This window comes from Candidatus Brachybacter algidus (assembly GCF_016707225.1).
GTDB classification, from domain to species: Bacteria; Bacteroidota; Bacteroidia; order Chitinophagales; family Saprospiraceae; genus Parvibacillus; species Parvibacillus algidus.
The window spans coordinates 896,566-910,555 of the sequence record NZ_JADJID010000001.1; the positions used below are offsets into that span (position 1 = coordinate 896,566).

The 13,990-nt window shown below is 33.2% G+C and carries 13 protein-coding genes; 12 read left to right on the forward strand and 1 reads right to left on the reverse strand.

The genetic code is table 11. The features are described from left to right. The first annotated feature begins 206 nt into the window (after positions 1-206). The 10 genes from IPI15_RS03695 to IPI15_RS03740 all read left to right on the forward strand — a co-directional run bounded on the left by IPI15_RS03695 (position 207) and on the right by IPI15_RS03740 (position 9,670). Positions 207-827 carry a toxin-antitoxin system YwqK family antitoxin gene (locus tag IPI15_RS03695; protein ID WP_287400796.1) on the forward strand — a complete coding sequence of 207 codons (621 nt, stop codon included), beginning with the start codon at positions 207-209 and terminating at the stop codon, positions 825-827. Between the two features lie 19 nt (positions 828-846). After that, positions 847-1,911 carry a type IX secretion system protein PorQ gene (gene porQ / locus IPI15_RS03700; protein WP_287419217.1) on the forward strand — a complete coding sequence of 355 codons (1,065 nt, stop codon included), beginning with the start codon at positions 847-849 and terminating at the stop codon, positions 1,909-1,911. A 124-nt stretch (positions 1,912-2,035) separates the two neighbouring features. After that, positions 2,036-3,307, forward strand: coding sequence for a sensor histidine kinase (locus IPI15_RS03705; RefSeq protein WP_287400799.1), 1,272 nt, complete (start codon positions 2,036-2,038; stop codon positions 3,305-3,307). After that, positions 3,304-3,996 carry a response regulator transcription factor gene (locus IPI15_RS03710; protein ID WP_287400800.1) on the forward strand — a complete coding sequence of 231 codons (693 nt, stop codon included), beginning with the start codon at positions 3,304-3,306 and terminating at the stop codon, positions 3,994-3,996. The genes IPI15_RS03705 and IPI15_RS03710 overlap by 4 nt, the downstream gene beginning before the upstream one ends. A 366-nt stretch (positions 3,997-4,362) precedes the next feature. Beyond that, positions 4,363-4,857 carry an RNA polymerase sigma factor gene (locus IPI15_RS03715; protein WP_287419219.1) on the forward strand — a complete coding sequence of 165 codons (495 nt, stop codon included), beginning with the start codon at positions 4,363-4,365 and terminating at the stop codon, positions 4,855-4,857. After that, entirely contained in the window at positions 4,854-5,993 is a 1,140-nt protein-coding gene (locus IPI15_RS03720) for a hypothetical protein (protein ID WP_287400803.1), read from the forward strand. The genes IPI15_RS03715 and IPI15_RS03720 overlap by 4 nt, the downstream gene beginning before the upstream one ends. Positions 5,994-6,037: 44 nt before the next feature. Beyond that, on the forward strand, positions 6,038-7,411 hold the full coding sequence (locus IPI15_RS03725; protein WP_287400804.1) for a GIN domain-containing protein: 1,374 nt from the start codon (positions 6,038-6,040) through the stop codon (positions 7,409-7,411). 159 nt (positions 7,412-7,570) lie between these two features. Next, positions 7,571-8,083, forward strand: a complete 513-nt coding sequence (locus IPI15_RS03730; protein ID WP_287419221.1) for a hypothetical protein — start codon at positions 7,571-7,573, stop codon at positions 8,081-8,083. A gap of 145 nt (positions 8,084-8,228) precedes the next feature. Continuing rightward, a complete protein-coding gene (locus tag IPI15_RS03735; RefSeq protein ID WP_287419223.1) occupies positions 8,229-8,822 on the forward strand; it encodes an RNA polymerase sigma factor in 594 nt (197 codons plus the stop codon). After that, the gene (locus IPI15_RS03740; protein ID WP_287419225.1) at positions 8,819-9,670 is read left to right on the forward strand and encodes a hypothetical protein; all 852 of its coding nucleotides are present in this window, start codon (positions 8,819-8,821) and stop codon (positions 9,668-9,670) included. The genes IPI15_RS03735 and IPI15_RS03740 overlap by 4 nt, the downstream gene beginning before the upstream one ends. 56 nt (positions 9,671-9,726) lie before the next feature. On the opposite strand, the gene mscL is transcribed toward IPI15_RS03740, so the two are convergent. Next, on the reverse strand, positions 9,727-10,146 hold the full coding sequence (gene mscL, locus IPI15_RS03745) for a large-conductance mechanosensitive channel protein MscL (RefSeq protein ID WP_287400808.1): 420 nt from the start codon (positions 10,144-10,146) through the stop codon (positions 9,727-9,729). A gap of 220 nt (positions 10,147-10,366) precedes the next feature. On the opposite strand from mscL, the gene IPI15_RS03750 reads away from it, so the two are divergent. Together IPI15_RS03750 and IPI15_RS03755 are read left to right on the forward strand one after the other, a co-directional pair. Then, positions 10,367-13,117 (forward strand): TonB-dependent receptor, encoded by a 2,751-nt coding sequence (locus tag IPI15_RS03750; protein WP_287419227.1) that lies wholly within the window; start codon positions 10,367-10,369, stop codon positions 13,115-13,117. A gap of 38 nt (positions 13,118-13,155) precedes the next feature. Next, positions 13,156-13,902 carry a GLPGLI family protein gene (locus tag IPI15_RS03755; protein ID WP_287419229.1) on the forward strand — a complete coding sequence of 249 codons (747 nt, stop codon included), beginning with the start codon at positions 13,156-13,158 and terminating at the stop codon, positions 13,900-13,902. Positions 13,903-13,990 lie beyond the last annotated feature (88 nt).

Sequence of the window (13,990 nt, forward strand, 5' to 3'; positions counted from 1 at the left end):
TAAAAGTTATACCAAAGGTAAAGTTGAACTAATGAAGTTAGAATGATTTAAAACAACTGTTTTTTTATCGAAATGCTCAATAATATTTTTAAATTATACTTAGTTGAATATTGTTTTGAGCAAATTAATTTTGTCAATTAATAATATTTTCCAAAATTGCCAACTAAAGCATCCTCCAAAAAGGGTTTTAATTTTAATAAAAGAATATGCATTTTAAAGGAGTTACATCCATTTATGTCTCGTTTATAATCTTACCATTGATAGCTATTTTTACTTCTTGTACTGCAGAAACTAAAGAAGTAGAGATTCTCAATGAGAAGAATCAAGTCATTGAAAAATATTCGATCGATCCTGTGACAAAATACAAAGAAGGAGAATATATACGGTTTTATCCATCTGGTCAAAAAGCTGAAGAAACTTATTATTATAATGATACGATAAATGGTGAACGAAAATTTTATTTCGAAAGCGGTCAATTAGATAGAGTACAACATTATCTTTATGGAGTCTTTCAAGGTGAATTTAAATCGTACTATAGCAATGGTAAATTAAGTGCCGAAGGTAATTATTTGAATAATGAGATGGATGGTATTTGGAAGAGATATTACGAAAGTGGTGAACTCATGGAAGAGGTCACTTTTGTTGATAATGAAGAGAATGGCCCTTTTAAGGAGTATTTTAAAAATGGTAAACTGAGTACGGAAGGTTCATATATAAATGGCCCTTTTGAGCATAATGAACTCAAAGAATACAATGAAAATGGTGAACTTATTCGCAAAATGAATTGTGAGAGGGGCGTATGCACCACAAGCTGGATAAAAAAATAGACAATCAAATAAATTGATTTTGAGAAGAATATACTTGCTTTTATACATTTTTATTTGCACAAATACCTTGCACTTAAATGCACAAATTGAAACAGATAAGGTATTCCCTTTTCTTAATCAAAGTAATAGTGCAAGAATGTCAGCACTTGGCGGTTTTACAATGGCTGAAATCAGTATGGATGTTAGCCAGACCTTTGCCAATCCTGCATTATTTAAGGCTGATGAGTCATTCCCGATAAGTTTCACTCACCAATTTCTGCTGGGTAAGACTGGCATTGGTAATTTAATAATTGGCAAACAACTAAGATGGAAGGACGTAAGTATTCATGGAGGTATCCAATATGCTGACTATGGGACAATAGATGGATATGATGATCAGGGAGTTTCCTTAGGTCCACAGAGTGCAGCGGAATATAATTTTTTGATAGGAGCATCTACTCAACTTTATGAAAATCTTAGATTAGGTTCTAATTTAAAATTTATTAATTCAAATTTGGCGGATTACAACAGCAGCGCTTTGGGCTTGGACCTTGCCCTAGCATACCACATCCCTGAAGGAACAGGGACTTTTGGTTTTGTAGTAAAAAACTTAGGAACTCAATTGAACAACTATGCATCTGTAAGAGAAGTTATGCCTGTCGAGATTCAAGCTTCGGGCAGTGTTCGTCTAAAACATCTTCCTTTAAGAATTGGTTTGCTGGCTCATCATCTTCAAAGGTGGAACTTATTATATGATAATCCATACGACGTTGAACAATCCTTTTCTTTTGATGACCAATTCGAAAAACCTGAGATCAAGCAATATGGTTTTGTAGATAACTTTTTCAGGCATATGGTGCTTCAGGCTGAAATGTCGATGGGAAAGAAAGAAGGATTTAAAATACGTATGTCCTACAATCACTTTAAGAAAAGACAACTTTCTGTAAATGGCTTTAGGTCCTTATCTGGTTTTTCAGGTGGATTAGGTCTTCGAATTTCTAAATTTAACTTTGATTATGGAATCTCTGTTTATCACATAGCAGGTTCTGCACACACCTTGACATTAACCACTGATTTAAGCAGTTTCAGGAAGCAAAACCTCTGATCTGATCGGGATTAACTAAATGTTAGCAATCTCATTGAATAGGAATTTTCATCTTTGTCTGATTACTTCAATTTTACCATGGACACCAATATGATTAAACGAAAGATATTGATCAAATCATAATATGACAAGATCTAAAGTAAGATTAATAACAATTATTGGCACATTAGCTATTGCCGCTATAATTGTGGTGCAAGGATATTGGGTGCTCCAAATGTGGAATTATAAAGAAAAGGAATTTTCTCAGACAGTAAAGGTTTCACTTTATAGGGTAGCCAAACAACTCGTTGAATTAAATGGCTCAGTGCTCCCCAATACCGGTATTATCAATCAGATGTCTTCCAATTATTTTGTAGTAAATGTCAATGATAAAATTCAGGCAGATCACGTTGAGTATTTTCTTAGAAAGGAGTTTCAAAAAGTACTGATCAATGAAGATTTTGAATTTGGAATTTACGACTGTTCGAATGATCAGGTAGTTTACGGCAATTATATCAAAGCAAACGCTGAGCCTATTCAGAATTTTAAAGAAAAGTCGATATTGCCAACCCATGAAGGATTTACTTATTATTTCGTTGTTTTTTTCCCAAATAGAAGCACATCCCTTATTGCTAATTTGATGTACGTCTTCCTTTTCAGTCTACTTTTGTTAATAGCATTGGGTGTTTTTGTATACTCAATTTTTGTCATTGTAAAACAAAATGAACTTTCTGAATTACAAAAGGATTTTATAAATAACATGACACATGAATTTAAAACTCCATTAGCAAGTATTCTTCTTGCATCCGGTGCTATTAGTTCAAATCCGAAAGTGAAGGACGATAGTGTCATACAGCGACTTACAGGAATTATTGATCAGCAGAATAAACGACTGATTTCGCATGTAGAGAAGATACTGGAATTAGCTAAACTTGAAAAAAATAAATTTCTACTATTTACAGAGAAGTTAGAATTAAATAACGTAATCAGAGAAATGCTTCCTGCATTGGAGTTAAGGATCGAAAATGTGCAGGGTGTTATGAATATTAACTTAAGCAATGAGGATATCTTCATTCTAGCTGATAAGATACACCTGACCAACGTTCTTGACAACCTCATTGACAATGCTATAAAATATAGTATAAATAATCCTGTTATTTATATATCTTCATCCATTCAAAAAGGTAAGGTAATCTTAAGCATTGAGGATAATGGAGTAGGGATGGACATCGTAACCCAGAAAAAAGTCTTTCAAAAGTTTTACCGGCACCACACAGGCAACGTGCATGATGTAAAAGGATTTGGTCTTGGGTTATTTTATGTTAAGAATATTTGCAATGCACTAAATTGGAAATTAAAAATCGAAAGCACACCAGCTCAAGGAACTAAAATTTTTATTACAATACCAAAAGTATGAATAAGACAAAAATATTTTATGTTGAAGATGATGAGACTTTAGCTTTTTTAACAACCGAAGCGCTGTCTAATGAAGGTTTCCAGGTCGATCATTTCACCAACGGGTTGGATGCATTAAATGCCTTTAGAAAAAGTCAATTTGATATTTGTCTACTGGACGTCATGTTGCCTAAAATGGATGGATTCGAACTTGCCAAAAAGATCAGAGAAAACAATAACTCAATCCCAATAATATTTCTTACCGCCAAGTCGATGCTAGATGATAAGATCGAAGGACTTACGATTGGTGGTGATGATTATATAATTAAGCCATTTGACATGCGAGAATTGCTTCTTAAGGTAGATATTTTCTTGAATCGACGTGGTAAGATAGCTTCTTTAGAAGATATTCAGATAGCAGAATTTGGAAATTATACCTTTGATTATATCAATCTGACACTCCATTATAATGATATTTCAAATACACTGACTCAGAAGGAAGGTGATTTGCTTAGATACTTTAGCGATCACCGTAATACCTTGATTAAAAGAAGTGAAATTCTGGAAGAATTGTGGGGAAGGAATGACTACTTTTTAGGACGCAGCCTGGATGTTTTTATTTCTAGACTGCGAAAATATTTATCCAACGATGGAAGGCTTAGAATTGAAAATGTCCACGGTGTCGGTTTTAGATTTCATGTGGATGCATAATATTGTTGCTTTTTGTTGATTTCTAGAAATTTTATTTCATTTATTTCCCGGAAATAATCAGGCCAAATATATTTTGGCCTTTTTTTTTTAATATTAATGTTTATAAAACCTACACCTGCATTCTTTATTCAGCGCTCATATCAGATCCATTATCGTCAGGCCTTTTCAAACCTATATTTGCTGTTTGATTCTGCTATTCTATTTAATTAAGGTTATAGAAGATTACAAATTAAAAGATGGTATTGTAACTTTTTATATGATCCGGTCGTATTAATAACAAAGAAAGGATATTTCAATACTTGGTATAATATAGTTTAGAAATTCGAATTCCATTCTTTAATTAGTTTGAGATCATAATGAGCAAAAGTGACAATACAGGAATTTAACAAAACGGTAGATCTTTATTCGGATAATCTTTTTAGATTTTTCGTAAAAAATATCTCAGATAGGGAAGCATCCCAGGATCTAGTTCAGGAATCTTTTACAAAGATGTGGGCTAAAGTCAGGGATGTAGAATTTGAAAAGTCTAAAAGCTATCTTTTTACTGTGGGATATCATACTATGATTGATCACATTAGGGCAAAGAAACGAAGGGATAACTATCTAGCGCTTCAGGATGCTGAAAAGTATGAAGAAAAGGATTATGACCTCAAAGATGCCTTGGATCACGCTCTTAACCAACTTCCTCAAATTCAAAAAAGTGTAGTTCTTCTGAGAGATTATGAGGGTTATTCTTATGAAGAGATAGGCCAATTAGCAAATTTATCAGAATCACAGGTTAAGGTTTATCTATTTAGAGCCCGAAAAACCTTGAAGGACAAATTATTACTAAACAAAAACATATTCCCCGCCGTAAGATGAATAATTCAAAAATAAATATAGATAATTACGAAGCATTCCTGCTGGATAGAATAGAAGGAAATTTGAGTGTAGAACTATCAAATGAATTGACATTGTTTCTTGAAGCTAATGATCTTTGTGATGCCAATGAATCAGACCTTGTCTATCTGGATGAAAGTGATATGCTGGATAATATCTCAGGAATTTGTCTTATGTCAGATGACCTTAAGCGATTCGCACCATCTCTTAATGAAGAAAAAATTATTTTTGAGTCTATTGAAGGTAATCTTGAACATTCCTCAGATTTAAAGCTAAAGTCCTGGGTCACAAGTGATCCTATTTTAAAGCAACATTATGATGCTATGCTTGCGACTAGGACCATCACTGGCAATACACTTACTTATCCACATAAATCAAATTTAAAAAGACGAGAGCCTGTCGTAAAGTATTTATATATGCTTTTAGCAGCTTGTTTGATTGGTCTATTATTTATGTTCAATCCATTTCTAAAAAGATCAGATGATGGCTTGCTAGTTAAAAATGACAAAATAAGAGAGATAAAAGTTGTCAATAATGAGTCAAAGAATCATGCAGAGGCCAACCAGGTTGAAGTGGCTCAAACCAATGAATCAACTATATTACCACCTAAAGAAGCTTCAGAGGTTACCTCACAAAGAGATCTGTTTGAATATAATAGAAAATATGTGGATGTAAATAATCAGCATATTTCTCAGCTTTCAAAAATCGATGTCGTTAAATTTCAAAATTTCGAGAAAATTAACACTACAAAAGACCCCATTTTAATTCAAAATGAAGAAGTTATTGTCAGAAATGAAGTTGCCAGTCTTCCCCGAATTGCAAGGTTAGGTTCAGAGAGAGTGATGAGCATCGAACCTAAATTGACTTTTTTCAATATGTATCAAACTAAACGTCTACCCGAAGAAGATGTATTATTAGCAGGGGCAGTGAATAGCATCAAACAAAAGATCGATTTCCTTGATAGAAAGTCGGCAGCTATTTATGGATTTGCTGATTATCAGAAAAATATTATCAAATCTGAAGGATTGTTTGAAGTCTCCAAAGACAGGACGCCAGAAGGTAAAATAGAGGGGTATTCTCTTCGCATCGCCGGGTTTGAACTTAGCACTGCAAGATAATTATTAGAAACAAAATTTATTATTAACCATAGAAATTCATTAAAATGAAACAGTTATTTATTTCAACAATGTTAATGCTGGTTATGCAACTGGCTTACGGACAGGATAACACCGATAAATTATCCCGAATTACAAAGATTGTAACAAACGATCAGTCTACCGTTACTATTGATAGTGACAATGGAGAAGCTTCTATCTCATATTCACAAGAAACTGGGAAACCGTACCGAGTAAAAGAAGGAGTATTATTTATAGATGGAGCCAATGAGGTAAGAATTACAACTTCAAATCTAAGCCAACTCGAAACCAATGACGCCTCTACAGCAGTCGTTAATGGCGGATTGTCAAATGGCTTTGAAGTCATCGGTAATGACGCATCAAGCGTGGCTATCTATGCAAGTTTGAATAAGGTAGTTGTACAGTCTAATGACGCTTCTTCTATATCACTTAGTGGTACTTGCTCCTCTTTGAATGTGGTGGCCAACGACGCATCTACTGTGCAGGCGGGAGATATGAAAGCAGAATTTGTTGTAGCTAAATCTTATGACGCTGCAACAATCATAGTAACAGGAATTACCAATATCGATACTCAGATCAATGATGAATCCAATATTGAAATACTCAGAGACGCTATAAGTGATATGGCTGACTCAGTCAATATCGTAGAAAGAGAGGTCGAAGTGGAAGGTGGATCAGAGGCAGACATATACAATGGAGATGACGATCTGAATTTTGGAAAAGATATGGATAAATGGAGTAAAAAGAAGTTAAAGTGGAGGCCAAATCAAAGAGTGTGGGCAGGTATTGAATTGTCTATGGTAGGATTTTCTGATAAAGTTTTCGAATTCGGAACATCAGATGCTGATAACCTTTGGAAAATAGATCAGCCATCCGTTAGTCTTCACATCAATTTATTTGAGCATAAGTATAAATTGGGAACAGATTATTTAAAATTTGTATCGGGTTTGGGCTTCCAATGGGATTTCCTTAGGCTTAAAGAAGATGTAACAATTATTAATTCAAAGGATAAGGTAGATATAGTGGCATACCCGAATGGTCAGGAATTAAAGAAAAATACTTTGATTCTGGGTCAAATACAAATACCACTTTTGTTGAATATTAATACAAATCCCGGAAGCAAAAGAAACTTTCATATAGATGGTGGTGTTGTAGTTGGATATAGATTTAAGCAGCAACTGAATCAGGAATTTAATTCTAGTTCTAGCTATAAAACGCAAGTAGAGACTAAAATTAAATCGCAGTTTCATCAAAATCCTTTCGATATCTCAGGAACAGTGAGATTGGGTATCGGAAATTGGAGTGTATTTGGGATGTATGATATGGCATCTTTATACAAAAAAGATGAAGGACCTGGCTTTAAAGTTTGGAACGTCGGAGTGACTGTGATACCATTCTAATTGTAATTTTTGGATTATCTAATTAACCATAAGGGCTACCTGGAAAAATTCGGAATTTATTATTAAAATTATTTTAAAAATAAATCTTTCAGAGTAGTTGAGAGGAAATTGTATTTACAGTTTCCTCTTTTTTATTTACATTACTCCAAATTTTACAGTATGGAGATAATAAACGATAAAGGTGAAATCCGAAAAGTATTCAAATCATTGATGGATAAGCACAGGAAATATTTTTGGGTTGCAAGATTTGCCAGAAGTACATTTCCATTTATATTTGATCTTGCTGATCACGAAAGTAAAATCTTTAAAATTGCAGTTGGCTTAAATGGTCTTGAAACAAGTCCCACTTTTATTAATGAGTTTTTTGATTGTAAGGCTGTACGGTATTTTAAGAAAGACTCAGTCCCTAATGATATCGACCTTTTTTTATTTTATACCTCAGAAACTAACTGGGACTTACTATTTGGAACAATAACTATCAATAAGGATTCCTTTGATAATATACCTCAGTTTACCTACCACACTTCAGCTGTAGACGATATAAATGGAACACAATTAGTTAAGACTTTTGAAGCCATCGATCAAATATGGTCAAGGACATTTGAAATCAGCGAAGAAGAATATGAGGAATATTGGGAGAAATGGAGTAAAGATCTAACCTCACAGGAATAATTTTTTAGGGGGGCTAAATCTCTTATAACCCTAGAGTAATAACAACTTTGCTTCGATAAAATATAATGGATTAATATAAATGTATAATAATCGTTATTTTTATGGCTGAAAGTAGTCACTTTTTTATAATTACTATCACTTATAAATGACAGACGAGATTTTTATATCAAATATGAAAGCTGGAGGTGCTCTCAGAGATCAAAGCATAGAGTTTCTTTATCGAAACACGGAGCTTCGCCAGAAAATATTTGGATACCTAAAACGACTAGGTTCCACCAACGAGGATATTCAGGATATCTATCATGATGGTTTTGTAGTTTTAGATAAAAATGTCAGAAATGAAAAATTTAGAGGAGAAAGTTCAATTGAAGGATATTTTTTTTCAATATGTAAATTTCTCTGCCTAAATCAGTTGAGAAAAAATCAGCGAGTCAGCTTAGTAAACGATGTGGAATTAACAGCTCAGCTTGATAAAGATTCAATCGCTCTCGTCACCGAAGACTACCTTATTGCAGAAGAAAATAGACATTTTATTGAATCGACATTATCGTTGATCGGTGATTCTTGTAAGAAAGTTCTCACTTTATGGAAACTATCATATTCTATGACAGAAATTGCTGAAAAACTGGGATTAAGCAGTCCGGAAATGGCTAAGAAAAAAAGATATCAATGCCACCAGAAGCTGATTTTACTGATCAATAATAATCCAGAACTAAAAAAAGCATTATTAGACACATGAAAAACTTTAAGGAATTAGAAGACTACTACAGCGGAAATGGCTCAGAACAAGAAAGGGCCGATTTTGAATTAAAACTAAATTCAAATCCATCCTTTCGAGCTGAATATGAAACATATATTGCTTCTCAAAATCTAATTGAATATATTATCGGTCAGGATTTATTGGAAAAGCTGCCGAATTTGAAGACTCATGAAATTTCTGCTCATAATAGGACGCTATCTCAAGGTGTAAGCAACGAAATTAATTCAGAACTTACTTCTAATGACTTCAAGATAGTATCAATAAATAAGAATGATATCTCATCAGATAAAAGTGATAATAAAAAGCGATTTTCGATTTTTGGTAAATTGAGCGTTGCAGCCACATTTTTAATACTAGTTTCTGTATTCGCTTCAGTAATATATTTCACAAGAGGTGATGATTTTACATCTATAACAGAGCAAAATGTTTCATTTCTCGATCTAAGTCAGATGAGAGGCGATAGAAATAGCCACAAATACCAACAACTTATCGAACTCCAAGATGCGCGTAATTACGCTAAAGCAAATTTACTGATTGATGAACTTATGTCTGAAGATCCTGATACCTATAACTATCTCATATACTTTAAAGGGCAGAATAATTTCAGATTGAAAAATTTTGTATTTGCTGAAAAAGATTTCAATACAGTTGTAGAACTTAAACTCCCTAAATATATGGAACAAGCGCAATTGATGTTAGTATTTACCTCCATCGAAACAAAGAATGTAGAAGGTGCTAGGATTAAAATACAGGAACTCATAAAGCAACCGTATTATTCTTATAAAAATGTACTATTGCAGGTAGAAAGGGAATTAGAGGAAAAATAAATGCATATCCAGGTTTGAAACTAGATATGCATATTTTTTATTTTAAAGAGAATAGATTAACCTCTTCTCTTCAATTCATCTCTGATCTCCATTAATAAGGTATCAGTAGAAGATGGTCCTGCCTCTGGTGCAGCTTCTTGCTTCTCTTTCATTCTATTTATAGCTTTGATGATAATAAATACTACCATCGCTACGACAAGGAATGAAATAGTTTGCGTGATAAAATCCCCATATTTAATTGCAACTTCATCCACGGCCGCAACACCATCAGCACTAGCAGCCACAGCCTCTTTCAAAACTATTTTTTGCTGAGTAAAATCGACTCCTCCGGTCAACATACCTACAGCAGGCATAACCATCCCATCAATAAAAGCGGAAACTACCTTTCCAAATGCTCCGGCCATCACGACACCAATTGCCATGTCAACGAGATTTCCTCTCATTGCAAAATCCTTAAATTCTTTTAAAACACTCATACATTTTCTATTTTAGATTAATAATTATTTAAATATACTTAATCTATATATAAAAACTATAATTATTTATAAAATATAATGAGGTTCGTCGAATAAATTTAGGATTATATCTTTTTATTTAATATAATAAGATTGGATCAACAACAGTTTTATATAAAATCACTAAACTTGTGCTTTCATTTGCTTTGGAAATATTTCAACAATTATAAAATTACTTCTTTTGAAAATCAGAGTTTTACTTTTATTTCTAATCACCTTCTCGATATCACTCAATGCCCAAAAGCACAAACTGTCTGGTACGGTCATTGATGATCTCAATTTTTATCCTTTGACTAATGCGACAGTTACCATTGCTAGAACTTCCGATTCTCTTTTAATAGGATTTGATCGGGTCTCGATTAATGGTAGGTTTATTCTGGATGGACTTGACACCGGCAGGTATGACCTGTACGTATCATATCCTGATTATCTTGGTTATATAGGAGATGTAATTATCAATACTGATAAAAACGATATTTTATTAGATACTATTTTTATGATTAAGAATAGCAGAATGCTGGATGAGGTTACAATCTTGGATGGAAGCAAAATCAAGTTTAAAGGTGATACTATTCAGTTTATAGCAGACAGTTTCAAGGTAGGTTCAAACGCTAATGTGGAAGATCTTTTGAAAAAGCTATCAGGTCTTCAGGTCAATTCAAAAGGTGAGATTACAGCTTTTGGTGAAAAAGTCGAGAAGGTTTTTGTTGATGGAGAAGAATTTTTTGGAGATGATCCGACAATTGCTACACGCAACATTCAGGCAAAGGCAATTGATAAAGTGCAGGTATTTGATAAAACTTCCCAAATGGAAGAACTCACTGGAATTGCAGATGGTGAAAAATTCAAAGCTATCAATCTAACATTGAAAGAGGAATATAAAAAGGGATATTTTGGTAAGGTTTCGGCTGGGGTAGGGAAAGACCCTACGTATTATGATGAATCATTGCTACTGCAAGCTTATTCAGGTAAATCTAAATTATCACTTTACGGTATTCTTAGTAATACAGGAACTACCGGCCTTAATTTCGATGATATGAATAAGTACATGGGAAATCAAGGTAATATGAGTATGAGTGATGATGGAGGAATGAATTTTTTCTTTAGTGATGAAGATGATTTTGATTGGGATGGCAGATATAATGGACAAGGACTTCCGTCCTCTTTATCTCTAGGTACTTCTTTTTCTACAAAACTTGCTAAAGATAAAGTTCGAATAAATGTCAACTATGGATATTCTAATTTGAAGCTCAAAAAAGAATCTTCTGTCAGCAGAACGAATTTTTTACCTGAAAATAGATTTAACAGTGATGAAAATGAAGTATCATCTAATGATGTTGTAAACAATTCAGCCAAAGTTAAGCTTGAGTTCGATATTGATTCTCTTACTACGCTAACGATAAATTCATCCGGTAGCTTAAAAGATATTAATAATTTTAAGGACATTCGTTCTGAGAATATTGGACTTGATAGTACGAGATTAAGCCAAATAGAACGAAACCTAGACAGTGAAGGTGAAAAGAATAGTATCAATTCAACTTTTTCGCTTATTAGGAAATTTAAAAAGAAAAAACGTTTATTAACACTCAATGGTGGTTATAATTTTTCTGAGGAGGCAGGGCTTGTATTACTCAAAAGCTTCAACCAATTTTATTTAGAGGGAAAGGAACAAAAGCAAGATCAGAGACTAAACCGAAATATTACCAACTCTAGTTTAAATTCAAGGTTGTCTTACACTGAGCCGCTTGGTGATAAATGGACAACTCAGGTCAACTATTATTATAATATAAATAAAAATTTGTCTAATAAACTTACCCATGAGTTTGATGAGTTATCGCAAGACTATACACGCTCTATTGATTCATTAAGTAATATTTTTAACTATCGTGTACAAACTAATGGGGGAGGATTGATATTTGCCATGAAGAACGAAAAATACAATTTTCGATTTGGCACGAATGCAGAATCTTCCATATATCTGAGGGAGAATAAAGTAGATTCCATGATCGTCAATGATCAAGCTTTCATATGGTTACCCAGCGCATCCTTCAATTACAAATTCAGCAGGACTTCTAATTTTAGATTTTCATATAACGGTAACACTAAACAACCTTCGATATCGCAAATTCAACCTATTAGAGACAATTCTGATCCTTTGAATCAGGTGAAAGGCAACCCTGATCTTGCTCAGTCTTACAGTCAGAATTTTAATGTGAGTTACAACATATGGAAGGCTATTTCATCTATGAGTATTTGGACCTACGCAAATTTTGGAAATACCTTTAATCAAATCGTTAGCAATAATGTGATCGATATTTCTGGAAGAAATATTTCTTCATTTGTCAATGCCGATGGCGGATATTATGGATATACTGGATTGAATTTTGATAAAGAGATCACTAAATTAGTTTCAATAGGTGTGGGTTTGGATGGCAATTTGAATAGATCTATTTCATTTGTTAACAATCAAAAGAGTGCAGTACTTAGTGCAAGCATAAGCCCTGATGTGCGCATTGAATTGGAAAAGGATGATGTTTTTGATTTTAACATTAGATATTCACCTTCATTTTCCAACTCAAGTGGCGGTCTAGTTCAAGAGTCGGGAAATTACATAACTCATCATTTTGCAAGTTCATTTCGCTATGAGATTACAAAATCTATCAAATTTTCAACAGAGATTAATTACGATATTCAGCCAGCTAGAAGTAGCTTTTCAGAAAAATTTACACAAGCACTTTGGAATGCAGATATTGAATATAAAATTGGAAAGGGTGAAAACTTCATTTTAAAATGTGCTGTAAATGATATTCTGGATCAGAATAGAGGCTACAGAAGAAATGTATCATCTAATTTTACAGAAGAAAGTACATATAATACGATCAGAAGGTATGTATTCTTAAGTTTGATTTATAATATAAAAAGTAAAGTTTAATGGTCAATGCACATAAATTATATTTTACAAGAATTACAATGCTTGCGTTATTTGTATCGATTTCCTCATTTGTTTGGTCACAGAGTAAGCAGATCATCAGTTGTGGTACTATTAAATATGAACGAAAAATTAGTTTAAAAAAGAAATTGATCGAATCAAAAGACGAGGATGACGATAACTTTTGGATGGAAGAAATGATCAAGAAAGCGCCAGTAAATGTCGTCGACCAGTTTATACTTCAATTTAATATGACAGAGAGTAATTATTCTTTTGACAAGAAAAAAGATGATGGTCAGTTTAGAATGTGGGGAAGCGATGATGTAGGTATGAAAAACATTGTCTACAAAAATTTTATAAATAGAGAGCAAAGGTCTTTAAAGCAATTTTATGACAGCGATTTCCTTCTGATGGATTCTATTAAAAATTTTAATTGGAAATTAACGAGTGAGTTTAGAGATATTGCTGGTTATGAGTGTCGCAAAGCTACGACTATAATCAATGATTCTTTATATGTAATTGCATTTTACACAGATGATATAATTTGCAGCACTGGGCCAGAGGGCTTTAGTGGGCTACCCGGGACCATCATGGGTATTGTTATGCACAGGCTTTATTGCACATGGTTTGCAACATCGGTAGAAGGTTTCTGTGATGAAAATCGTGAAATAGTAAAGCCGGTTAAAGGTAAAAAATCAACTCAAAGTGATTTGGAAGCTATTCTTAAAGATAAGTTCTCAAAACATAAAAAATGGTATCAAAGCATGGTTTGGAACCTTGTAATTTAGAGTTTATAATCAAAATTTAGGTGCACTTTGCTATTAAATACGTTGATTTATTGGTGATTATTTTAAATCAATATTTCAATTAACATAC

Coding starts and splice junctions, on each gene's coding strand:
- IPI15_RS03695 (WP_287400796.1), top strand. CDS start 207: ATGCATTTTAAAGGAGTTACATCCATTTATGTCTCGTTTATAATCTTA.
- IPI15_RS03705 (WP_287400799.1), top strand. CDS start 2,036: ATGACAAGATCTAAAGTAAGATTAATAACAATTATTGGCACATTAGCT.
- IPI15_RS03710 (WP_287400800.1), top strand. CDS start 3,304: ATGAATAAGACAAAAATATTTTATGTTGAAGATGATGAGACTTTAGCT.
- IPI15_RS03720 (WP_287400803.1), top strand. CDS start 4,854: ATGAATAATTCAAAAATAAATATAGATAATTACGAAGCATTCCTGCTG.
- IPI15_RS03725 (WP_287400804.1), top strand. CDS start 6,038: ATGAAACAGTTATTTATTTCAACAATGTTAATGCTGGTTATGCAACTG.
- IPI15_RS03730 (WP_287419221.1), top strand. CDS start 7,571: ATGGAGATAATAAACGATAAAGGTGAAATCCGAAAAGTATTCAAATCA.
- IPI15_RS03735 (WP_287419223.1), top strand. CDS start 8,229: ATGACAGACGAGATTTTTATATCAAATATGAAAGCTGGAGGTGCTCTC.
- IPI15_RS03740 (WP_287419225.1), top strand. CDS start 8,819: ATGAAAAACTTTAAGGAATTAGAAGACTACTACAGCGGAAATGGCTCA.
- mscL (WP_287400808.1), bottom strand. CDS start 10,146: ATGAGTGTTTTAAAAGAATTTAAGGATTTTGCAATGAGAGGAAATCTC.
- IPI15_RS03755 (WP_287419229.1), top strand. CDS start 13,156: ATGCTTGCGTTATTTGTATCGATTTCCTCATTTGTTTGGTCACAGAGT.